Below are 23,233 nucleotides of genomic sequence, written 5' to 3' on the forward strand. Positions count from 1 at the left end.
TATGGAGAAGATTATGCGCCGTATTGCAATTGTTGGAGCAGGACAGTCTGGTTTACAGCTTGGTTTGGGGTTATTAGATACAGGTTACGATGTAACCATGATCACCAACCGAACTGCCGATGAAATCCGTCAAGGTAAAGTCATGTCAAGCCAATGTATGTTTCATACTGCTTTACAAACTGAACGTGATTTAGGTTTAAATTTTTGGGAAGAACAATGTCCAGCCGTAGAAGGCATTGGGCTAGCTTTAGTTAATCCTGAAAATGGTGGTAAAGCATTTGAATGGAGTGCTCGTCTTGAGCGCTACGCTCAATCGGTCGATCAACGCGTCAAAATGCCATATTGGATGGAAGAATTTGAACGCCGTGGCGGTCAATTGGTGATTCAGGATGTTGGAATACAAGAGTTAGAACAACTCGCAAACGACTACGAGCTTGTATTACTCGCGGCTGGTAAAGGTGAAGTTGTTAAACAGTTTGAGCGTGATGATGCACGAAGTGTTTTCGATAAACCGCAGCGCGCTTTGGCATTGACCTACGTCAAAAACATGAAGCCAATTTCACCTTATTCACGTGTGACTTTTAACATTATTCCCGAAGTCGGTGAGTACTTTTCATTTCCGGCACTAACCATCAATGGGCCTTGCGACATTATGGTATTTGAAGGTATTCCAAATGGGCCAATGGACTGTTGGCAAGATGTGAAAACACCAGAACAGCACCTGCAATGTAGTCTGAACTTACTCAAGAAATTTGTGCCTTGGGAATATGAACGCTGCGCAAATGTTGAATTAACTGATGCTGGCGGTTATTTGGCAGGGCGTTTCCCGCCGACGGTACGTAAGCCCGTTTTAACCTTACCGTCTGGCAAAAAGATTTTTGGTATGGCAGATGCCTTAGTGGTCAATGATCCAATTACCGGTCAAGGCTCAAACAATGCGGCTAAGTGTAGCAAGATCTATTTTGATGCCATTTTAGCCAATGATAATCAAAGCTTTAGCGAACAATGGATGCTTCAAACTTTTGAACGCTATTGGGCTTATGCAGAAAAAGTCGTGGCTTGGACCAATAGCTTGTTATTACCACCAGAGCCTCATGTCGTTGAACTCCTAGCAGCTGCAAGCCAAAACCAGAGCATTGCTTCAATTATGGCCAATAACTTTGATGACCCGCGCTCTTTTGCCCCGTGGTGGTTTGATGCAGATCAGGCTCAGGCATTCTTGGCCTCAAAAACCGCAGCAAAAGTCGCTTAAGGTCAAAATATCAAAGGGAGATTTAAAAATGGACACAATTGAAACTTTAGCTTTACAAGCGATTAATGCCGAAAACCCAAGAGAAATTCGTAATTTGCTTGGTCAGTTTGCAACTGGTGTTACCGTGATTACAACTCGTGGCAAAGATGGCCGGAAAATAGGTATGACCGCCAATTCATTTTCCTCACTGTCTTTAGACCCACCATTAATTTTGTGGAGCCTTTCAAAAACGGCGCCAAGTTTGCCTGATTTTGTTGAAGCTGAATATTTTGCCATTCACATGTTGGCACAAGAGCATCATCAGCTTTCGGGGCATTTTGCTCGAGGTGCCGAAGACAAATTTGCAGGCATTGCTCATCAACAATGCAATGCTGGCGTTCCAATTTTGACTGATGCACTCGCAACCTTGGTTTGTCGCAATGTAAATCAGTATGAAGGCGGAGATCACCTGATTTTTATTGGTCAAATTGAACAATACCAACAACGCCAAGGTGAACCATTGGTATTTCACGCAGGAAAGTATCGGATTGCTGCTGAGCATCCAGAATTAGCCCATTAATTCACCACAATCACGATCAATCCGGTCGTGATTTTTTTATAGGAAATAAGAAGATGAAAAGCACTTTAATTAAACATGGCTTTTTAGCAGGGACATTGTTGGGTGTGCCTTTGGCTGCACATGCCTATGATTTACCGACCGTAAACTTAGGTATGACCAGCTTTCTCGATGGTGGATTACCCGCAGGACCCGGTTGGTATGCTCAAACCTATTTTCAAAATTACGATAGCAATAAACTGGTCGATGCCAATGGACAAAAACTCGGTTTACCTAAAACAGATTTAAATTATCAAGTACTGGTTGAGCAGATTAGTTATTTATCGAATATCCGAGTAAAAGATAAAGCCAGTCTAGGCATAAATTTTCTGATTCCTTTTGTCAGTAAAATGGACATGGATGATGGCTTGAATAATGCGGCAATTAAAGCCCAAAGTGGCTTTGGGGACATTATGATTGGGCCTTTTATTCAGTTCGATCCAGTCATGGGCGCACAAGGACCGAAGTTTGTACATCGTTTTGAGTTTCAGGTGAATTTACCTACTGGCGAATACGACCAGCAAAAAGATATTAATCCAGGTAATAACGCTGTTTCATTTGACCCTTATTGGGCTGCCACATATTGGTTTAATCCAAAATGGACAGCTTCAACACGTATCCATTATCTCTATAACTTTAAAAATGATGACCCAAGCTATGCGTTTGCTGGAGCAAATGATATGCAGGCAGGGCAAGCAATTCATGCAAACTTCGCAACAGACTATGCCATTACCGAACAGTTCCGTTTAGGGCTCAATGGCTATTGGCTAAAACAAGTTACAGATACCGAAGTCGATGGTGAAAAAGTCAAAGGTCGACGTGAACAAGTTTGGGCAATTGGTCCCGGTGCGATGTATAGTTTTTCTAAAAATGATCACTTGGTTGCAAATGCATATTTTGAGCAAGATGCTGAAAACCGACCAGAAGGTACGCGACTACAAGTTCGTTATGTCCATCATTTTTAAATCATAAAAAAAGCCTTTTATATCAACAAATATAAAAGGCTTTTATCTATTTTAGTTTAAGAAAAAATTGAAGTAATTAAGCCTGAACCTTCACTGTGACCAGAACGGCGAGTAGACGAAGGTAACTCACCATAACGGCGTTTATATTCTTGAGAAAAACGACCCAAGTGAGTAAATCCCCATTTAAATGCAACGTCAGTAACCGATAGATTTTCATTATGCATGAGTTCTAAATGAGCTTGTTCAAAGCGTAATTCTTTTAAATAAGACATTGGGGTGGTCCCCAAATAGTTTTTAAAACCAGTAAATAGGGTTCTTACACTCACGCCTGCATGTTCAGCTAAAATCTCGACATTGAGCGGCTCATGCAAATGTTCTTTAATGTAGGCTTCTGTACGTTTCACGAAATAAGGAGAAACGGTTTTTTCTTTATAATGATCAAGCTTATGTAATGCATTGTTGGGCTGACCATAAATGAGCGCATTAAATAAATTTGACTCAAACTGTTTAAAGGCTAATGGATGATGAAGCGGGTGCTGATCACATGCTAAAGCATCCATTAAGGTTCTAACAAGTTGCAAAAAATAGGCTCCACCTTGGGTAGAAAAATCTAATTTTGGGTCAAAAATAAGTAAGTTATTTTCTGAATCGGCAATATGTTGTCGGCAATGGTAAGTAAAATCATCCTTTGAAACTTTTAGAATGAGCTGGGGTGAGTTCGCATGCCAGCGCATACGCAAAGATTGCTGAGGTGAAATAAGAGAAGCAACTTGAGAATAAGAAATAAACTTTTGCGAACCAAACTCGATTTCTGCGTAGCCTTGAGTTGGAATTTGAATTAAGTAAAAGTTATCCAGATGATCTGGTTCAATAATGACATCTGCGCCATATTCCAAGCGGCTAATAGACAATGCGCCTGTTTTAACATGGTGCATAGTTGCACTAAAATCTCGCTTCTGATGAGAGACTTTAAGATCATGCGGTTTAAAAATTTGGCCTACATTTCGGCAGGTTTCGCTTAAATCGTGGTGATCGAACACCAAATTATGATCAGTAAAGATAGACTCATTTTGAAAATGACGTCCATTGAGTTCATGGGAGTTGGCTTGGTTCATATATATCCCTTTTGGCTCACTCCTGTATTTACCTGTGTTACAAAAGCTTTAAAACTTCGCTTTACATCAAGTAAATACGGCACTTAAAAAAATTAAGTTACGCGTAAAATACAATGAGATATAAGCAAAATACAGACCAATTTAACCGCTAATTAATATGATTTTCTCAAATTTTTAAGTCGAATTTTATCCATCAATTTAATATATTCGAGAAATAGAATAGGGGGATATAAAAGGTACTTTAACTTAATCTCATCATGATCTTATTCCTTAAGATCTATCAAAATTTATAGCAAATCCGAGCGAACTGGTCAATTTATTTTGTCGGAATTCATTATTTTATATTGTTGATATATAGGAATTTTTAGTTTAAATGCAAAAATTCAATATACCCCTTGCAGAGTATATTGAATCATTTCAGGTTTCAGTGGTTTTTAAATTATTTATACTTTAACGTGATGTATTGCTCTGTAAAAATTTCTCGCTGTAAATACGGTAGTTTTGCAAAGATTGCTCATCTAACCAATTTTTAACGGCTTCAATCATTGGTGGTGGGCCACATAAATACATATCAAAAGCCTGCTCGGCCAGTTGATCTTTATTTAAGTGCTCATGGATATAGCCTGCTTTACCTTGCCAAGTTTCCGTTGCCTTAGTCACAATCGGGTGATAACTAAAGTTGGGTAGCTGTTCAGCATAGGCATGTAAACGCTGTTGTTCACACAAGTCGGTTTCACTATTTACGCCGTAGTACAACTGAACGGCAGGTGAGTTAGGTTGCTCAACCAAGTTATCAAGCATTCCCAAGAAAGCTGATAAACCTGTTCCACCCGCCACAAAAACAAGTGGTCGCTGTACTTCACGTAAATAGAAACTACCAAGTGGCGCTTCGATGAGTAGGGTCTGTCCAACCTGACAACGGTCACGTAAGTAATTACTCATCACACCGTCTGGCAACAGACGAATGAGAAATTGCAATTGATTGGTTGCGTTTGGTCTGTTTGCAAAAGAATAAGAGCGCCAATCTTCAGTATCTGGAATTTGCAAACGAGCGTATTGACCTGGCAAAAACTGAAGTTGTTCAGCATGACTGCTCGCATCAAGATGTAAGATTGCTGTCGTTTCAGAAACCAGCTCAACCGCAGTCACTTTGGTTTCAATTTTTAAGGTATCACCAGCGTTACAGATAGCAGAATCATGATCGAAATAAAAAGCTGCATCGGATTTTACACGGGTCTGGCAAGCTAACATTTTTCGCTCGGCCAAATCACGTTCACTTAATGCATCTTCATCGACATATTCTTGTTCATAAATACCAGTTTCACACTGTCCCTGACAGGTACCACAAACACCTTCACGGCAGTCTAACGGCAGGTTAATTCCCTGACGAACTGCTGCATCAAGCAACAATTCGTCTTTATTTACCGAAATAAAAAAGGTTTTGCCATCGGCAAAGTTAAGTGCAACTGAATGTCCCATTTTCATTCCCCTTAAACGTGATAAAAGTCTAAAACGGAATCAATTTTGTCATTCAGCAAAATGCTGTGCTGACGACGAATACGGAAACCATCAGCGGTTTGACGTAAAAGATAAGTGGCATGTCCGTAAAAACAGCCTTCTAAACCTTGACGGTTATAAAGCGTTTGCCATGCAACTTTTGCTTCGATAAGACCATCTTCCAGTGTTTTAACTCGAATATTGTTTATGCTGTGCAAAGTACGTGGTAACGGTGTTGCAGATGCTGCTTTTCCGGTACGAATACGGAATACACGGTCTTCAAGGCCTGTACGGTCCGCATAATAGATATAAGACAAGCCCTGATTTGGATCTTGAACATAGTTATGGTCATCAATCCACTGTGGAATATGATATTCACTATCTTCATCGTAAAGCTCTAGGTAGGCATCCCAGTCATAAGCATCACAAAGCTCTGCCTTTTTGTACAAAAACTGAGATACAGCAAAATGTAGTTCTTGTGACATGGTTACACCTCATCCATTACGGCATTATTTTCAAAAGTAATATCCTGCATTTTCAAGGCTTTTTTATTTAAGCCGTCCAGCATGAGACGTTGCCAGTGTCCATGTTGATTTACATAGAGTCCTTCATGGGTAAATTCACGGCCAGTAATAACGGGTTGAATGCCTAAATCTTGTGAGTTTTTGGTCGTACCATATTCCCAAGACTGACAACCACGTGAAATATCGCTCCAACGTTCAAGTCGTGCTTGGAAACCTTTTTGTTGCTCACGGAATTCAACTAAATCGTCTGGTGTACCAAGGCCCGATACATTAAAGAAATCTTCAAACTGGCGAATACGGTTACGGCGTGCTTCTGCAGATTCACCTTTAACCCCAATACATTGACTAATGACTTCGGTTTTATTCCATGCCACAGGACGAACAATACGAAGTTGTGAGCTAATCTGGTCCATAAAAAATAGACTAGGGTACAAGTTCAAGTTTCTTAAACGATGCATTGCCCATTCAGCATATTTTTCGCCATATTTTTCGACCATATATGGCATAACCGTGCTGTAGCCCGGACGAACTGTTGGGTTTGGCATGTCACTAAATAAAACACTATGACCATTTTTGAAACTAAACCAGCCATCGTCAGTTTCTGAGTCACCCGCACCCAACTTGCTATAGTCGAGCGTGTCGAGTTCCGCACCTTTTGATGCATTGACTTGCTGACGGTGTTGGACTGTAGAGACATAGTTATAGTGAACAGTGCTGACATGGTAGCCATCTAAGCCATTTTCATTTTGTAGCTTCCAGTTACCTGCAAAGGTATAAGATGACTTACCTTGTAATACTTCGAGTTCACCTGTTGGGGACTGGTTAACCATTAAATCAAGGAACAGTTTTGCATCGCCCAAAAAGTCTTCTAGTGAATCTGTTGCTTGAGTATCAAGACTGACAAATACAAATCCACGATAGCTGGCAATACGGCCTTGTTTTAAACCACGGCTTGATTTATCAAAATCTTCACAGTACTCACTAGGCGCTTTTACCTTAACCAAGCGACCATCTGACTTATAACACCATGCATGGAATGGGCAGGTAAATGTAGATTGATTGCCTTTAGCAACGCGTGTTAAGGTCGCACCGCGGTGTTCACAAGCATTGACCATGGCATGTAGTTCGCCTTTACCATCACGGCTTACAATAATCGGTTGGCGGCCAATTTGAACGGTTAGGAAATCATGATTGTTTGGAATTTCACTTTCGTGACATGCGTAAATCCAAACTTTTTCAAAAATAAACTCCATTTCCAAGTCAAATAGTTCTGGCTCGGTAAACATGTCGCGTGCAATACGAAACACACCATCGTTAGGACGGAAGTCGATACATCCATCTATAAAATCATTCCATTGTTTTAAATTAGATGAGGTCATTTACTCAATCCTCCAATCAATCAGCTTTTAACTGATTGAACCGCGATTAAGCGTTGCTCTCTATCCGTTTTTTCCAGATCTTTATCCACTTTGTGCAGTTTTGATTCTTTAATCGAATTCTTTTGAAGAAAGAGTAGAGATTTAAATTTGTATGTGTTTTAACCTATTAAAGTTCCCTATAATGTTAAGCAGCATAAAAATGAAACTTTGTGAACTAAGTCTATGAAAGAAAAAAATTTAAAATTACAAATTAGAATTCTTTTAGAGCAAAATATTGCATTTGGTCCGGGTAAGGCAGACTTACTTGAAGCAATTGAGAAAACGGGGTCAATCTCACAGGCAGCAAAATCTATGAACATGAGCTACCGCCGTGCATGGCAGTTGGTCGACACCATGAATCAATGCTTTGAAACAGCGTTAGTGGAAACACAAACGGGTGGAACACATGGTGGTGGGGCAGCTGTTACAGCTTTGGGCCACAAAGTCTTAGAGCATTACCGCCAAATGGAAATCAATGCTCGACAAGCCTTAGAATATGATTATCAAATTATGAGTAGCTATTTAAAGAAATAAGATTAGGAATTCTTTATAAATCAAAGAATTTAAGCGCGAATCAGTTTTATCTACTAATAGTTTTCAATTGCTCAGAAAAAATATCCATCTTTATAAATAATTTCTACTTTTCATCGTCTATGCTTATCGCTATATTCTTGGGTATATATCGCTGCAAAAAACGACAAAAAAGGTAAAACATAATGGTAAGTAATACAAAGATAAAAAAATTAGCTTTAGCTTGTTCAATCCTCAGCATAGGAGGGATCTTTAATATTTCAGCCAAGGCTGAATCAGTTACCGTTTATGCAGCAGCGAGCTTAACGAATGCGATTGCAGACTTAGAAAAAATTTACGAAAAACAGAATAAAGTAGAAATTAAGACTTCATATGCAGGCTCATCGACCTTAGCTAAGCAAATTGAAGCAGGTGCGCCCGCAGATATTTTTATTTCAGCAGATACACAGTGGATGGATTATCTACAAAACAAAAAACAAGTTGCAGCAAATGACCGTATAAATTTATTAGGTAACCGTTTGGTTTTAATTACACCTAAAGGAAGACCATTAAATATAAAATTAGATAAAACCACTGATCCCAATAAAGTGTTCACAGGCAAGATTTGTACAGGAGATACCAAAAGTGTGCCTGTAGGCAAATATGCTAAACAAGCTTTTATCAATTTAGGTTGGTGGAGTCGTATTGAGCCGAAGTTAGTTGAAACAGAAGATGTTCGAGCGGCATTAAATTTTGTTGCGCGTGGTGAATGTCAGGTTGGGATTGTCTATGCAACCGATGCAGCGATTAGCAAAGATGTGACTGTAGCTGGCGTATTTCCAGAAAATACACATTCGCCAATTACTTACCCTATAGGGATAGTTAAAAAGACTCCAAATTCAACAAAGTTCTATCAATTTTTACAAAGCAACCAAGCCAAAGCTGTCTTTAAAAAATATGGCTTTAGTGTGCTAGCTCCAGTTAAACCATGATGTTCTCTTTAACCCCAGAAGAACTCAGCGTGCTGCAACTTTCTTGTAAGGTGGCAGCAAGTTGTCTTGTTGTCAGTATTATTCCTGCAATTTGTGTGGGATGGTTTCTAGCACGTAAAGACTTTTGGGGTAAGTCATTCATTGAAACATTGGTGTTTTTACCTTTGGTATTACCGCCAGTGGTGCCTGGTTATTTGCTTTTACAAGTTTTTGGGAGCCGCGGGATTATTGGGCAATATTTAGCTCCACTCGGAATTGATTTTGCATTTAACTGGAAAGGCGCCGTTCTTGCTTCCGCAGTAATGGGTTTTCCGCTGTTGGTACAATCGATTCGACTAGCAATTGAGCTGGTCGATCAGCGTTTAGAAATGGCAGCAAAGACATTAGGTGCCTCATCTTTAGGGGCATTTTTCCATGTCACATTGCCACTTGCCAGCAGTGGTATTTTAATTGGTGCTATTTTGTGCTTTTGCCGGAGTCTAGGTGAGTTTGGAGCCACTATTACTTTTGTTGGTAATATTTCAAATGAAACACGGACTTTGCCTCTAGCCATGTATAGCTTAATGCAACAACCCGATACCGAGGCCGCTATTCAACGACTTATTGTTTTATCGTTAAGCGTGGCTTTTTTAGCACTATGGTTTGCACAGTGGTTTCATCGTTATCAAAAGAAGCGCTTAGGGCGGTAAGATTATGTTGATTGATTGCCGTTTCCAGCTACACATGGGTCAATTTCATATTGAGCCTAGTTTCCAGTCCGATGCTTCTGTTATTGGGCTATTTGGTGCATCGGGTTCAGGTAAAACGTCCATTTTACATGCCATTGCAGGGCTGAACACTCCGCGTAGTGGAATCATTAAAATACAGGGCCAAACATGGTTTGATTCAGGTCAAAAAATTAACTTGAGCACGCAAAAGCGGCATGTTGGATTGGTTTTTCAAGATGCTCAGCTTTTTCCGCATAAAACGGTAAAGCAAAATTTATTATTTGGTCTTAAGCATCTTTCCCAACAAGAACGTCACTTTGAAGCAGATTACATTATTGAATTATTAAAGTTAGGGCACTTATTACAACGTATGCCTATCAAACTCTCAGGAGGGGAAAAACAGCGCGTGGCACTGGGTCGAGCATTGTTATATTCACCTAAGCTGTTACTACTAGATGAGCCGTTATCAGCATTAGATGCGAATCATAAAGCTGAAATTATTCCTTTTTTTCAGAAGGTAAAAGAGGAAATAAAAATTCCGATGATTTATGTAAGTCATGATATTCAAGAAATTAAACAACTGACCGAAACAATGTGGGTTTTATAATTTTTCATATTTCACACATTATTTCAGCCATGTTGATTTATGGTTGTTAGCTAGCCCATAAACTGCCCGTTGGAGCAGATTTTCGGCGATCTTGGGCTTGTTGATAAAAACGCCAGAAAGCGAACGCAAAAATGACAGCTAAGAAATCAACTACTAAGATTTCTCCTCCATGGACCCATAAGCCACTTTGGGGAATGAAGTAGGCTAAAAGAGATGTAAGTGGAATCGCAAATAACACAAAAACCAAGGTTAAGAGCAGTTGTGGTAAAGCTTTTGCGTAGCCAATCACAAAGGTATAAATCAAAGTCAGTAGGAAAATCGCATAATAACCATACATGAAGACGTGATTTATACTTTCAATGTTGAGTGTAGCGAAAAGCCAACGACTAGCTAACATTGTGCCTACGACAGCTAGAACACACCCTAAACATGCACCTATAGTTAAGTTCGCGAGGAACACCACATCTTTACGTTGAACAGGAACAGAGTCTTCAGCACGCTTTTGTTTACGTGCACGAGTTTCAACCCAAAGAATGTTCCCTGTGTAAAATAGGAAAGCGCCACCGACACCTAACACAAAATAAATCCAACGTACGCCCGTACCCCCAAAACTTCCAAAATGTAGGCTAAACATGGCATTGATTAACTTATTACCTCCATCAGTCTGAGTATTAATACCTTTATGGTTAAAGTGCTCAACGGCATAGGGGTTCATACGCATAAAGTCTTGATTTGCGCCACGTAACATCTGATCGGGGCTATACAAGGCTATACGTGCATTGGCTTTTTCAGGTTTATCGAGGTTACTGAACTGGATATAGTCAACTGAATATTCAGGTGCTACTTTTTTTGTTTGAGCTAATATTTGCTGCACATCTATTTGTGTTTGTTTAGGTTGAATAAGCGCAGGGGGAGAACGCTGAAAAACTGGCTGTCCTTTGAGTGCCAGCTGACCAATCGCATCGTAAAAAAAGTCATGAAAAGCAAAGACAATAACGCTAATGCTAATAATGATGTGAAAAGGTAAGCTCGTAATTCCAATCACGTTATGTGCATCTAACCAAAAACGCTTTTTATTTTTACCAGGACGGATGACAAAGTAATCCTTCACCAAAGTTGGTAAAAGAATAATCACTCCTGAAAGTAAAGCAAGAAAATATAAAATCGAAACCACGCCCATCACGTAAAGTCCTAATCCGTGATGACCTGCCATGCCGGGTATGCCTGCTGTTTCATGCAACTGTTCGATTAGCCAGCCTGCTTTAGATAAGTTTTCCTGAGCAACGATTAACTGACCTTTATCGTCTAAGCTTGCCATCCACGTAGACTGAGCAGTATTAAAGCCATCTCCACGTTCATGTTCACTCCACGTAATAGGCGCGTAGTGAAATTCATTAGACGATAAATTTAGTGTGAAGTTCTTTTGTGCAGCAGGATAGGTAGCCTGAACTTTTTGAATAAGCTCATTATATTGGTTGGGGGAAACTTTAGGTAAAACTTGCTGCGTTGGCGTAGCCCACTTACTAATGTGGTGCTGAAACATGCTAAGCCCACCAGCAAAGAAACAGATAAAAAGCAAAATCCCTGCACATACACCCACCCAAGTATGCATGCTTTTTGCTAATTTCATAATGTCTGAACGTACTTTCATGTTTAACCCCGCAATACGAAAATACAGCTATACGCTAGGGCATTCGCAATGGATAAATAGATCAGTGCTTTTTGTCCGGTCGTAAAAAAATAACTGGCAAACATAATAGGCATCCAAACCCAAGGCACACTCCACATTCCCAATTGCACTAATAAATCCATGGCAACATAAGGACGACCTAATAGAACTACTAAATTGCCAACCGCGATGGAAAGACTTAGTCCTAAAACCCCGCCAGCAAAAGTTTTACTCCACCAGTCTGGCTGGATAGGAGACTGAATTTTAGCTTTCATGAAACCAATTTCCGTTTAAAAAGCGCTATAAAGGGAAGAAACGACCATGCAAAAATGATGAGCATGAACCAGCAGAAAGCAGCAACAACTTTTGGTAAGCTCGCAAAGAGTGCAATCAATCCAACACTCAACAGTACTAGACCCAAATACTTAAATAGAGCTGGAAGATGGTGAGACAACAGATTTTGATTGCTATGACTACAATAGATACTGACCGCTCCTAACAGGGTCAAAAAAAGTCCTATAAGTTTCATAATCGATGTTTATAAGTAAATTAAAGTCAAAATTTACCCAACAGTATAAGTAAATAATAATTATTATCAAATGATAAGTATAATTATTTATTAAATTGCGGCTCGTAAGTTAAGATAAGAGAGAACATATTAAAAGTATTTATTTTGAAGCCAAATACAGTGAGTCATTATCTATATATTCCTGAACAACTCAGCAAATCAATTTATGAAATTTCGAGCTCTATTTTTTTCACATCGGGGCTATTCTGTTATGGGGTAGACTTATCAAAAACACAGCATTTGCATATAGATCAACAGTTAGAGCATCCCCTAAAAATTGCTCAAGCGCGTATCGAGCGTAAAAATGAGTACTTATGTGGTAGGGTCTTAGCACAGGCTGTTTTAAATCATCATTTCAGTTTGAATCAGCCAATAACTTCTATGTATGAACATTTGCCCATTTGGCCAAATCATATTTTGGGTAGTATTAGTCATTCACAAAATAAGTTAATTGTTGGGCTATCAAATAACGCGATTTATTTGGGAGTTGATATCGAGCACTGGGTAACTTCAGAATTTGCAAAAGAAAGTGCACACCTTATTTTAGCGCCATCTGAGCTTGATTTATGGAGCTGTAAGGCGACTAAGTTTTTTGATTTTTCCCGATACGTAAGCTTAATTTTCTCTGTAAAAGAAAGCCTATATAAAGCAGTTTATTCCACAGCAAAGCAATATATTGATTTCCTAGAGGCATCTATTGTTGATATTAATTTTGACAATCAAACATTAACGTTAGCTTTTACATTAGAAACTCAACAGCGTTATCAACTTTTAGAACAATATCAAGGGGGATGGGTTGTAGAACAAGACTGTGTTATGACTTGGGTTTATCAAGCAAGCTATTCTGTTTAAAGAAAAAGAAGGCAACGCATTGCCTTCTTTTTTATTTAGATTTTAATTTTCTTGTAGTTTAGGATCTTGAAATCCGGTTTCACGCATATCTTGAGAATGGAATAAGAACATAAATCCTACCGCAAAACTTACTATCCCAAAGAAGAGAATACTTCCTGATATTGGTAAAAACCGAGTTAAAAGGCCTAAAGTTGTTGTGGCAATTGAATCCCCTAAAGCATCTTGTGCAAGCCAGATAGCATTAATGCGTCCTAAATATTCATCAGGTGTATGTCCTTGCACAATGCTGTATTGAAGCAAGTTCGCAATCGACATCAAATATCCGAACAAACATAAAATGGGCAAGGTCACCAGTAACCAAGGAGAGAGCCCAATCATAATCATACAACCAAAAACACCTAAGCAGGTATAGAGCATGACTAAGCCGGGTCTGAGTAAACGTGTTGTCCATCCACTGAGTAAGGCACCCAAGGTTGAACCTAAAGGAACAGCTGAATACATAAGTCCGAGTTCAAATGCACCGCCGTGGAAAATTTCATCTGCCATTTGTGGAAAAATAATTCGAATAGCACTGCTAAAACTAAGCAATGTTCCAATTAAAATGGTGCTACCGACCACTTTATTTTTAAAAACAAACTTGAACCCTTGAGCTAATTGTCGAAGAGGACTTTCACCATTTGATGTATGTTGCGGTTTAAGTGCAGGCAATCCCATCAATAAAAATACAGTAAGTAAAGTACCAACCGTTGAGACCCAATACACAGTTGCGACACCACTAGCAGCAATTAAAATACCGCCGATTGCTGGTGAAATCACGGTTGCAAGACGTACGGATACCATACTAATCGCACGAGCTTGTACGATATTTTCACGCCCTACAATCACAGGCATGATTGCCATCATTGCAGTTACACCCAGTGCACCAAAGAAACCATCCCATGCGGATAGAAAATAAATGGCATAGAGTGAAGGGTGCTCAAACATGGCATTGATGGCGAGACCAGCAAAACCTAAACCACACACACCACGTGCTAATAGAATCAGCCATTTTCGATCTTTGCGGTCTGAAAGTAAGCCACCAAGTAATATACCAATAAACATGGCGATGCCTTCAAAAGCCATAGCAACTGCAACATTTAACGAACTACCCGTAATTTCATAGACTTGTTTTGGAATAGCCACGACCAACATGCCAATGGTTAACAATGACAATGTGCGGGCAATAAATACATGTCGGAAATGAGCATTACGTTTTAAAAGAGTAAAATCGGTCAATATAGATTTGAAGCTCATGGCGTGTGCTCCTCTAAACCGCGTGCCTGACAGATCATGCGGTTTAAAATCGGGCCAAGTGTTTCAAGCTGCTGCGGTGACAATATATCAGTATGGTCTGCTTCGCTTAGTCGAACAATATTGAGTTTTTTAACTAAGGGTGACCATTGTTGTTCTGGTTGGATATAGGGTAGCAAGTCTTTTTCAGCGACAACTAAATGTAGTTCACCATCAAAATGTGGCATTTTATAAGGTTTTAATAAACGGACGGCATCGCGATAGTTTGCGAAAATATCCTCTTGTAAACGCCGTGTTTCTTCACTTAATGCCGTATCTGCATCGGCTAAAATATCATTAAAGAATTGAAGCTGCTCTTGTTCAGCTTCAGCATTCATTTCCTCTACTGACAAATCTAACCACTGATGAATTTCAGCAGGGTAAGTGTCTAATAAGCCGAGATAATCAACTTTTTCACCTTGTTCAATTAACTTCGCTGCAACCGCATAAGCCACCGTACCGCCAAGTGAATAACCTAATAAAGTATATGGGCCTGTTGGTTGTTGCTTGCGAATAATCTCAAGTTGTTTTTCAACCAGCTCATCCATATCTGTACTATTTGCCAATAAGCCATCTGGGCGAGGTGACTGCAACCCAATAATTGGTAAATCAGGATGTAGATAACGGTTCAATACCGTATATTGCCATGCGGAACCAGAACCTGGGTAAAAACAGAACAATGGATGCGCAGAGCCAGAACGGATCGGTAAAATGGGTTGCATGCCAGTTTGTTCGACTTCTGCCAAACGTTCTTGTGTAAGAAGTAAAGCCGCCAAACGTTGAATTGTGACATGACTCATCAACTGACCTATTGGAATGGTCCGCTTAAATACCTTTCGGATTTCAATTGCAAGCTTCATTACTAAAATAGAATGTCCACCAAGGGCAAAGAAATCTTCATTCACACCAATATTTTGATCCGTATTTAAAACTTGCTGGAAAATACGTGTCAGTTCGTGTTCAAAAGCAGTGGTGGCGTACTGTTTTTCTGTATTTGTAGGATTAATTTTTGGTTGCGGCAGTGCTTTACGATCTAGCTTCCCATTATGACTTAATGGGAATTTCTCAACTAGCACATAGTGTGTAGGCACCATATAAGCTGGAAGCTGTTTCGCTAATTGTTTCTTTAACTTCTCAATATCCACAGGTGCTGTTGTTTGCAAGTAAGCAACCAACTGAACATCAGCTTTATTTTGTTCAGAAGAAATAGGATGTACAACTACATCAAGGCTGCTGATTAAGCACAATTGCTGTTCAATTTCACCCAGTTCAATACGCTGCCCACGTATTTTTAACTGGTCGTCAGCACGGCCCACATATTGAATACTGCCGTCTGCATGCCAACGGGCAATATCACCAGTGCGGTACATGCGTTGACCTGCTGCAAATGGGTTTGCCACAAAACGTGTTGCTGTTAAGTCCGCTCGATGTAAATAACCCATAGCCAGTTGGTGGCCTGCCAGATAAAGCTCACCATCTACTCCAACAGGAACAGGGCGTAAGTATTGATCCAAGATATAAAGCTGGGTATTCCAGACTGGATAGCCAATTGCAACGCTACTTTCTTCTGGGTGTAATCCCAGTGTTGCATCCATATAACTCACATCTACCGCAGCTTCTGTTGGGCCATATAAGTTATGCAACTCACAGCTAAAGTGCTCGGTAAATGATTTTGCTAAAGCCGTTGGTAATGCCTCACCACTACAGAATACTCGGCGGATTGGCAAACTTTGGAGCTGAGCAGATGACAAAATTTCGGTGGCAGCATTTTCAAAAACAGCCAGCATTGAAGGTACAAAATGTAATGTCGTTATCTGATATTTTTGAATAAGGCTTAATAATGCCAATGGATCACGGTGTGCATCTACAGGTGCCATAACCAATCGTGCACCTACTAAGTACGACCAGAAAAATTCCCATACAGAGACATCAAAAGTGCATGGCGTTTTTTGCAAAATCGTATCGTTGGCTGACAGTGGATATTCTGATTGCATCCATAAAATACGGTTCACAATGGCGTGGTGAGAAACCATGACACCTTTGGGTTGGCCTGTTGTACCCGATGTATAGATTAAATATGCTGGATGTTGTGGGGTAATAACTGTCGTTTTATAACTACTTAAATCAACCTTTGTTTCATCAAATAAATCATTAAAAGCAAAGGTAGCTATTGATGGATGGGCAATAGCAGCTAGATCTTTTTGTTCACCAATCACAAGTTTAGATTTGGCATCCTGCAACATAAATTTGATGCGCTCAGACGGATGTTGTAAATCAATAGGTAAATAAGCTGCACCTGCTTCAATCACCGCTAAAATAGCAATACTGAGTTTGATTGATCTTGGCAGGGCAACGGCAACTATGTCTCCAGCCTGCACGCCCATTTTTTGTAATTGCTGAGCTAAAGCACAAACTTGAAAACGTACGTCACTAAAACTGAGCTGATGATGTTCATCACATAACGCTGTTTTGTCGGGAGTATTTCGAGCTTGTTCTCTGAGTAATTGCTGTAAGGTTGTTGGAGGAACTTCATGTTGAGTTTGATTAACTTTCTGGATTAAATCACGCTCCCCAGCAAGTTGTAAGCAATAGTGACCTAGACAAGTCTCCGGTTCATTTAATGCGATTTCAATTAATTGAACCATTCGCTCAAGAAAATGCTCAGGCTGATCAATTACACCACGCTGTTCGAGCAACAGCTCAATTTGATGATCAGGGATGACCAGTAACGCAAGTGGATAGTGACTATAACCGCGATTTGTGAGCTTTGAAATTGCAGCATTACCAAGTTTTTGCTGTAAATATTGGCTATCTGGGTAGTTTTCTACAACTAGCAAACTATCAAAAAGATTGCCTTGAGCTATTAACTGTTGAATACCGTGTAGGCCTAAACCATCATGTTCTAAATGCTCAACATGCAATTGCTGTAAATGAGGTAATTGTTCCCAAAGTGATTGCTGCATGTTGAGCTTCACACGCACTGGAATTGTATTTAAAAATAATCCGATTTGCTGTTCTAAACCATTAATAGGTGCTGAACGCCCAGAAACAGGTGTACCAAATACAATATCTTCACGATGAGCATAAATATTTAAGGTTATTGCCCAAATCATTTGCATGAAGACATTAAGCGTGATGCCTTGCTGGCGTAATTTGTGCTGAAGTTTTGCACCCAACTCAGCACTTAAACGATATGAAGTTTCCTGTACAGCTTTCTGTGGTTGATTAAATAAAATAAGTGGCTGCAAATCAGCTAAATCACGTTGCCATATCACTTTTGATATTTCATGGTCACGTACAGATAAGGCTTTAATGACCTTTTCATAACTATGTTCAAGTGCAGGCAATGGCTGGTTAACTTGCTGATAGGCCTTAATAAAATCATGTAAAAATAGTGGAGTTGACCAGCCATCTGTTAACAGATGATGCACCATAATCAATAGTTCTGACTGTTCAGGAGCATGTTGAATTAAAGTCGCCCGAATCAGGCCATAAGGTTGGTCAAGGTGAATCGGCTGCTGTAAGACTTCTTGAATGCTTTGCTCAAGCAGATCGGGAGTGACTGAACAAAACTGAACTGGCCAAGCTTGAGTAGGGTGTAATGAATAAATAAAAACAGGTTCTTCAGCTAATTCGCTATCAAAATGTCCACCTAGTTGAGGATGACGTTTTAATACAGTAATCAACGCTTGCTGCAAACGTACCGGATCAATGTCTCCATTTAAGCTAAGACGAGTAAAAGCATTATAATTCGATTGTTTTTCAACTTGAGACAAGAACAGCATGCCTTTTTGCAAAGGAAGCAAAGGTAAAATGGTGCTGTTTTTACCATATTTTTCTTGAACCTTTTGTTCTAGTTCAGCTGAAAATAACGGTTTTGAAATGGCTGCTTGTTGCTCATCTAGTCGGGTGAGTTGCTGTGCTATAGCGGCGACTGTTTTAAATTGGAATACATCACTTGGTCTTAAGCCGTACCCACGTTGGCGCAATTGAGTACAAAGCATAATCGCAGAAATACTATCACCACCTGTCATAAAGAAGTCGTCATCAATTCCAATAGCATCAAGCTTAAGAACAGATGCAATAATTTGACATAGAAGTTGCTGTTCAGGTGTTTCGGGCATTCGGCTATGGGCACGAATTTGAGGACGTGGTAGCGCCTTTTTATCGACTTTGCCGCTTACATTTCGTGGAAATTCGGACATAACCGTTAGGGCAGAAGGCACCATGTACTCAGGTAAGTTTTGACGTAACTGACTTAGATATTGCTGACTTAATTGCTCACTGGTTTTTTCATCAAGTTCAATGTTTTTGACTACACAATAACCGAGTAAACGATGACTATTATTAATCGGTTCTGCAATCACGACAGCACTTTCAACATTGGCTAAAATCGAAAGCGCATTTTCAACTTCACCAATCTCCACACGATAACCACGAATTTTAATCTGGTCATCACAGCGTCCCATAAATTCAAGTTTACCCACGCTATTCCAGCGAACTAAATCACCTGTACGGTACATACGCTGTCCATGTTCAAATGGATTTGCTACAAAGCGGGCAGCACTTAAGTCCGCGCGACCTAAATAACCGTTGGCAATCCCAAAACCAGAAATATAAAGCTCACCAATAACGCCAGTCGGGCATCGTTGTAAATGACGATCGAGTACATAGGCTTGTGTATTACCAATAGGGTTACCGATAACAGGACGAGCTGTCTGTTTTAATTCTGCTCGGAAAGTATCAACCGTATATTCCGTTGGGCCATATAAGTTATGAGCAAAAAGTTCAGGCTGAGCATTAAGTTGTTGCCATAAAGCTAACGGTGCAGCTTCACCACCAATTAAAATAAGCGTTGGTTGATGCTGGTTTTCAGTAAATAAACCATTCGTCATCATTTGCGCACAAAAAGATGGCGGTAAATCAAGTGTATCGATTTGTCGTTGCTGAATCTCTTGCACTAAACCAAATGCATCACGCCGCATATTTTCATCAAAAATATGTAGCTCTTGGCCCCATAACATCCAGAAAACTTGCAACCAAGATGAGTCAAAAGAGAAAGAGTGTGTATGCGCTGCACGTAGTGGACGGTTAGGGAAACGCTGATTTACAGCTTCTAATACAGGCCAATAAATAGTTGGTTTATGTGTTAAAATAAGGTTAAGTAAAGAACCATGTGTATTCATTACACCTTTAGGACGGCCCGTACTTCCCGAGGTAAAAATTACATAAGCGACGTCTTGGAAATTAAATTTACGATTTTCGGCAGGAATATCACTCGCATCTTGCTTTCGGATTTGTATTTGAACATCTTCATGATCAAGATATAACTGCGGAATATTTTGCGGTAGCTTTTGTGCAAGTTCTTGAGTGGTTAATACAAATAATGGGTTGGCATCTTCACACATCATTTGCATACGATCGATTGGATAATCTAAATCTAGAGGCAAAAAACTCGCACCAGAGTTTAGTACAGATAACATCACCACAACTGAGTCAATCGAACGAGGAATAGCCCCAGCAATAACCTTTTGCTTTTTAGCACCATTTTCTTGTAAAAAACGAGTCAATTGATTCACGCGTACTGCAAGCTCAGCAAAACTAAGATGCTCAAGATTTGGACGTTCGCCACTCACGATTGCCGTACGTTCGGGATACTTTTTAACTTGTTCATAAAAAATATCTAGAACATTATTATATTGTTCAGGATGACTAATACGCGGACCAATACCACTTTGAGTCAGGGCAGCAAGTTCCTGCTGTGGGGTAATATTAAAACTATTCCATTGTTGTTCTGGTTGAATCAGCGCTTGTTCAAGCAATAGAGTTAAACGTTGCCCATGCATAAAGAGCTCATCTTGTGTATAGCGCTCTGCATCTGCACGCAGTTCTATAATGAGTTCTTGATCTTGAACAATAAAAGAAAACTCAAAATCATCAATTGGACCTGTAGAAATGTGGTGTGTTTTAACTTTTTCACCATCCAACACCAGATCTTGGTCAAAAGCTTTATAGTTTAAAATAGGGCCATACATTCGTTCATGAATGTCGATACTATTTAAATCTCTTAAAATTTGTTCAGCATCATATTTCTGATGTGGACGTATCTGTTGCAATTGTGCCTGCACATGCAGCGCTAAGCTCGCCCAACTGTCTTTTTCACTCACACTGAACTTTACCGGTAAGACATTTACCGCGGGTAAAGTCGAGCGAATTGCTTTTGAACCTAAACGGCGCATAAATGGAATACCGACAACCAATTCTGCTTTGTCGGTCATTTTGTTAATATATTGTAATGACAATGACATCATCATGTCATTCAAACCAACTTTGAGATTTGAAGCAATCTGTTGTATCAGGGCTAAAATTCCTGAAGAAAAACGAAGATGATGTTTAACAAATTGTGCAGTAGTTTTTGATGCTAAATGATGCGTACTTAAAGTGACAGGACTTGGTAAATCTTGGCAATATGTCTTCCAGAAATTTTGATCTTGCTTAAATTGATGACTATTTTCATAAGCTTGACGTTCATGAATAACCTGTTGAACATCAATAAAAGGCGAAGGGTTAAGAGCTTTTCCTGCTTGCAAGTGCTGGTACAAATCAACAATACGTTTTGTCAGGTTAATCATACTAAAGCCATCCAGCATGATGTGATGATAACGCTGATACCAATACACTTTATTATGAGTAATAAATAACACTTGACGATATAAGTGATTATCGGTTTCTTTGAGTGATTTTGCGCATAACCGATCGGTTGGCATCCAATCCCATAGGCGTTGCTGAGCTTTTTTAGGTGTTAAATGACAAAAATCAAACTCCTCTATTTGTATTTGGACCTGATGATTAAGCTCAATAAAAGGTTTTGACGGGTCAGATGAATATGAAGCAATAACGGTATCAGCCTCATTTAAACCGATTTGAATGGCTTGTTTAAATAATGAAAGATCAACTGATTTAGGCAGTTCAAGACAGTGTGCAATGGTATATAGATCGTTAATAGAACTTAAATGGTCGGCTAGAAATATCCCCAATTGTGTAGAAGCCAGCTCAAAACGTGTTGGACCAGAAAGATCTTGGGTAAACTCATTATGTAATGCTTGATTCATAGCTGCTCTCCATTACGCTTGCTGAAAAGGATTAATGGTTAACCAATGCTTTTCTACATAAGCAATGCATGAAGACCGTGTGTCAGGACCATACTGCACATCCCATCCAGACGGAACGGGATGCTGCGCAGGCCATAAACTAAATTCACCTTGCTGATTTTTTAGAACTTGAAAAGACAAACTTTCGTTATCAAATGGATTGATATAATTTTCCTGTAAGTTACTCATAGTATTGTTATCCTTGATGAAACAAATGGTTATAGTGAAAGAAAAACTTGCAATGCTTTAAGTAAGTCTGGGCGCCAGTTCACAGGATCATGGCCTCCTGCAAAACATTGGAAACTCACGTCATTAAATGCTTGCAATTGTTGGTAAAGTTGAAGTGCATCTTCTTGCATATCGGTTTCATAGATGCCTGCACTGATATAAATCTGTGCTTTTTGAGATAAAGCATTTGGAGATTTTTTAACGAATTCTAAAAGGTTACCTATGTGTTCTTTGGCTAAAGCACTTTTTGAAAAATCCGACCACCAATACGATCCGGATTGCAAAATTAGCCGCTGAAAAATATCTGGATAAAGCAGAGCGCTATAAAGTGCACATAACCCGCCTAGGCTTTGCCCACACAATGTGATATTTTGATGTGAAATAAAGGTGTATTTTTGAATAAGTTGTTCAATTAACTCATTTAAAAGTGCCTGACAAAACAGATCATGACATCCGTAATCTCGCTGACGTTGTTGGCTATTTAAACTATGAACAAAAACATAAACTGCTGGTCGAATCTTAGATGAAACAGTTAAATGTTGAATTTCAGGAAGAAGAGAAAGCTCTCGACTCCAGATTTGGCCATCAAGCAAAATAATTAATGGCAGATTTTCTTCTGTTAATTCACCACTAATAAAAATATCAACCAAGTAATCTTGTTGGCATAAGCGACTTGACCATTTAAATGTCTTTGTAATTCGGCAATCGTCTATTAAAGATTTTGTGTTTTTGAGTTGAATCTGATTGATATAACGCGCTAAATGTCCTGTATAAACTGCTTGGTGGCTTAAAGGATCAATTTGAGCGTTTTCCTTTAGTTGTGTTTGCCACCACTGACGTCGAGTAGTAGTACAGGTTGAGTTTGGAGCTTCATCTTTCGTGACAACTAGAACGTAACTCCCAGACCAGTCTAGAGGAAGTTCTATTTCAAAAAAGTACACATCCGTTCCAGCTATATGGCTAAAACGATTCCACTTTTCATAGATAGAAGGGCTCTGTGAATAGATATCGATGTAAACACCAATACTTTCTTTAGACTCAGCACTACGCCAAACAAAGGTACATAGCGCTTTATTTTTTTGTAGGTTAACGAGTGGGCTACCTACTTTTTTAATGGTATTCCACCAGAGTTCACTCCCAACATTGAGTTGTTGAAATAGGGGATGTAAAGGATGAGAAAATGGCTTCATTTTGAGTCCATCTTGACAAGAAAGCGCGGTCAAATTATCAAAATGATTCTCATTAGTAAATGAA

18 protein-coding genes are annotated in these 23,233 nt (G+C 39.5%); 8 read left to right on the plus strand and 10 right to left on the minus strand.

Going from position 1 to position 23,233, the window contains the following annotated elements; all coding sequences use genetic code 11:
• Positions 1-13 precede the first annotated feature (13 nt).
• From CSB87_RS19135 to CSB87_RS19145, 3 genes are read left to right on the plus strand one after another with little or no spacing between them, the layout of a single operon-like run.
• A complete protein-coding gene (locus tag CSB87_RS19135; protein WP_004887273.1) occupies positions 14-1,252 on the plus strand; it encodes a styrene monooxygenase/indole monooxygenase family protein in 1,239 nt (412 codons plus the stop codon).
• A gap of 28 nt (positions 1,253-1,280) precedes the next feature.
• Positions 1,281-1,811 carry a flavin reductase family protein gene (locus CSB87_RS19140; RefSeq protein ID WP_000379652.1) on the plus strand — a complete coding sequence of 177 codons (531 nt, stop codon included), beginning with the start codon at positions 1,281-1,283 and terminating at the stop codon, positions 1,809-1,811.
• A 53-nt stretch (positions 1,812-1,864) separates the two neighbouring features.
• A complete protein-coding gene (locus CSB87_RS19145; RefSeq protein WP_004887272.1) occupies positions 1,865-2,812 on the plus strand; it encodes a SphA family protein in 948 nt (315 codons plus the stop codon).
• A 56-nt stretch (positions 2,813-2,868) separates the two neighbouring features.
• Here the strand turns inward: CSB87_RS19145 and CSB87_RS19150 are convergent, their stop codons facing one another.
• The 4 genes from CSB87_RS19150 to antA form a co-directional block, all read right to left on the minus strand.
• Positions 2,869-3,927, minus strand: coding sequence for an AraC family transcriptional regulator (locus tag CSB87_RS19150; protein WP_004887271.1), 1,059 nt, complete (start codon positions 3,925-3,927; stop codon positions 2,869-2,871).
• 450 nt (positions 3,928-4,377) lie between these two features.
• The gene (gene antC, locus CSB87_RS19155; protein ID WP_079377033.1) at positions 4,378-5,412 is read right to left on the minus strand and encodes an anthranilate 1,2-dioxygenase electron transfer component AntC; all 1,035 of its coding nucleotides are present in this window, start codon (positions 5,410-5,412) and stop codon (positions 4,378-4,380) included.
• A gap of 5 nt (positions 5,413-5,417) precedes the next feature.
• A complete protein-coding gene (gene antB / locus CSB87_RS19160) occupies positions 5,418-5,909 on the minus strand; it encodes an anthranilate 1,2-dioxygenase small subunit (RefSeq protein WP_000076813.1) in 492 nt (163 codons plus the stop codon).
• Positions 5,910-5,911: 2 nt separating this feature from the next.
• The gene (gene antA, locus CSB87_RS19165) at positions 5,912-7,327 is read right to left on the minus strand and encodes an anthranilate 1,2-dioxygenase large subunit (protein WP_004887269.1); all 1,416 of its coding nucleotides are present in this window, start codon (positions 7,325-7,327) and stop codon (positions 5,912-5,914) included.
• Between the two features lie 222 nt (positions 7,328-7,549).
• On the opposite strand from antA, the gene CSB87_RS19170 reads away from it, so the two are divergent.
• The 4 genes from CSB87_RS19170 (at position 7,550) to CSB87_RS19185 (ending at position 10,182) form a co-directional block, all read left to right on the plus strand.
• Entirely contained in the window at positions 7,550-7,900 is a 351-nt protein-coding gene (locus CSB87_RS19170; RefSeq protein ID WP_004887268.1) for a winged helix-turn-helix domain-containing protein, read from the plus strand.
• 182 nt (positions 7,901-8,082) lie between these two features.
• Positions 8,083-8,868 carry a molybdate ABC transporter substrate-binding protein gene (gene modA, locus CSB87_RS19175; RefSeq protein ID WP_006580918.1) on the plus strand — a complete coding sequence of 262 codons (786 nt, stop codon included), beginning with the start codon at positions 8,083-8,085 and terminating at the stop codon, positions 8,866-8,868.
• Positions 8,865-9,557, plus strand: coding sequence for a molybdate ABC transporter permease subunit (gene modB / locus CSB87_RS19180; protein ID WP_000971578.1), 693 nt, complete (start codon positions 8,865-8,867; stop codon positions 9,555-9,557). Before modA ends, modB begins: the two co-directional genes overlap by 4 nt.
• Positions 9,558-9,561: 4 nt before the next feature.
• Complete coding sequence (locus tag CSB87_RS19185) at positions 9,562-10,182, plus strand: ATP-binding cassette domain-containing protein (protein WP_004887264.1); 621 nt, start codon at positions 9,562-9,564, stop codon at positions 10,180-10,182.
• A 46-nt stretch (positions 10,183-10,228) separates the two neighbouring features.
• Here the strand turns inward: CSB87_RS19185 and CSB87_RS19190 are convergent, their stop codons facing one another.
• Both CSB87_RS19190 and CSB87_RS19195 read right to left on the minus strand, forming a co-directional pair.
• A complete protein-coding gene (locus tag CSB87_RS19190; RefSeq protein ID WP_004887263.1) occupies positions 10,229-11,833 on the minus strand; it encodes a PepSY-associated TM helix domain-containing protein in 1,605 nt (534 codons plus the stop codon).
• A 2-nt stretch (positions 11,834-11,835) separates the two neighbouring features.
• Positions 11,836-12,126: a hypothetical protein gene (locus CSB87_RS19195; protein ID WP_004887261.1), complete on the minus strand. Its 291-nt coding sequence runs from the start codon at positions 12,124-12,126 to the stop codon at positions 11,836-11,838.
• 413 nt (positions 12,127-12,539) lie between these two features.
• Between CSB87_RS19195 and CSB87_RS19205 the strand changes: the two genes are divergently transcribed.
• Entirely contained in the window at positions 12,540-13,271 is a 732-nt protein-coding gene (locus CSB87_RS19205) for a 4'-phosphopantetheinyl transferase family protein (RefSeq protein ID WP_004887259.1), read from the plus strand.
• 42 nt (positions 13,272-13,313) lie between these two features.
• Here CSB87_RS19205 and entS read toward each other — a convergent pair whose 3' ends face one another.
• The 4 genes from entS to fes are packed head-to-tail and all read right to left on the minus strand — an operon-like array spanning position 13,314 to position 23,169.
• On the minus strand, positions 13,314-14,564 hold the full coding sequence (entS, locus tag CSB87_RS19210) for an enterobactin transporter EntS (RefSeq protein ID WP_004887256.1): 1,251 nt from the start codon (positions 14,562-14,564) through the stop codon (positions 13,314-13,316).
• Complete coding sequence (locus tag CSB87_RS19215) at positions 14,561-21,712, minus strand: non-ribosomal peptide synthetase (RefSeq protein WP_031952544.1); 7,152 nt, start codon at positions 21,710-21,712, stop codon at positions 14,561-14,563. Before CSB87_RS19215 ends, entS begins: the two co-directional genes overlap by 4 nt.
• A gap of 12 nt (positions 21,713-21,724) precedes the next feature.
• The gene (locus CSB87_RS19220) at positions 21,725-21,940 is read right to left on the minus strand and encodes an MbtH family protein (RefSeq protein ID WP_004708805.1); all 216 of its coding nucleotides are present in this window, start codon (positions 21,938-21,940) and stop codon (positions 21,725-21,727) included.
• Between the two features lie 29 nt (positions 21,941-21,969).
• Positions 21,970-23,169 carry an enterochelin esterase gene (gene fes / locus CSB87_RS19225; protein ID WP_004887252.1) on the minus strand — a complete coding sequence of 400 codons (1,200 nt, stop codon included), beginning with the start codon at positions 23,167-23,169 and terminating at the stop codon, positions 21,970-21,972.
• Positions 23,170-23,233: the final 64 nt, after the last annotated feature.

The sequence above is a fragment of the Acinetobacter sp. AR_0276 genome (assembly GCF_003000705.1).
GTDB classification, from domain to species: Bacteria; Pseudomonadota; Gammaproteobacteria; order Pseudomonadales; family Moraxellaceae; genus Acinetobacter; species Acinetobacter nosocomialis.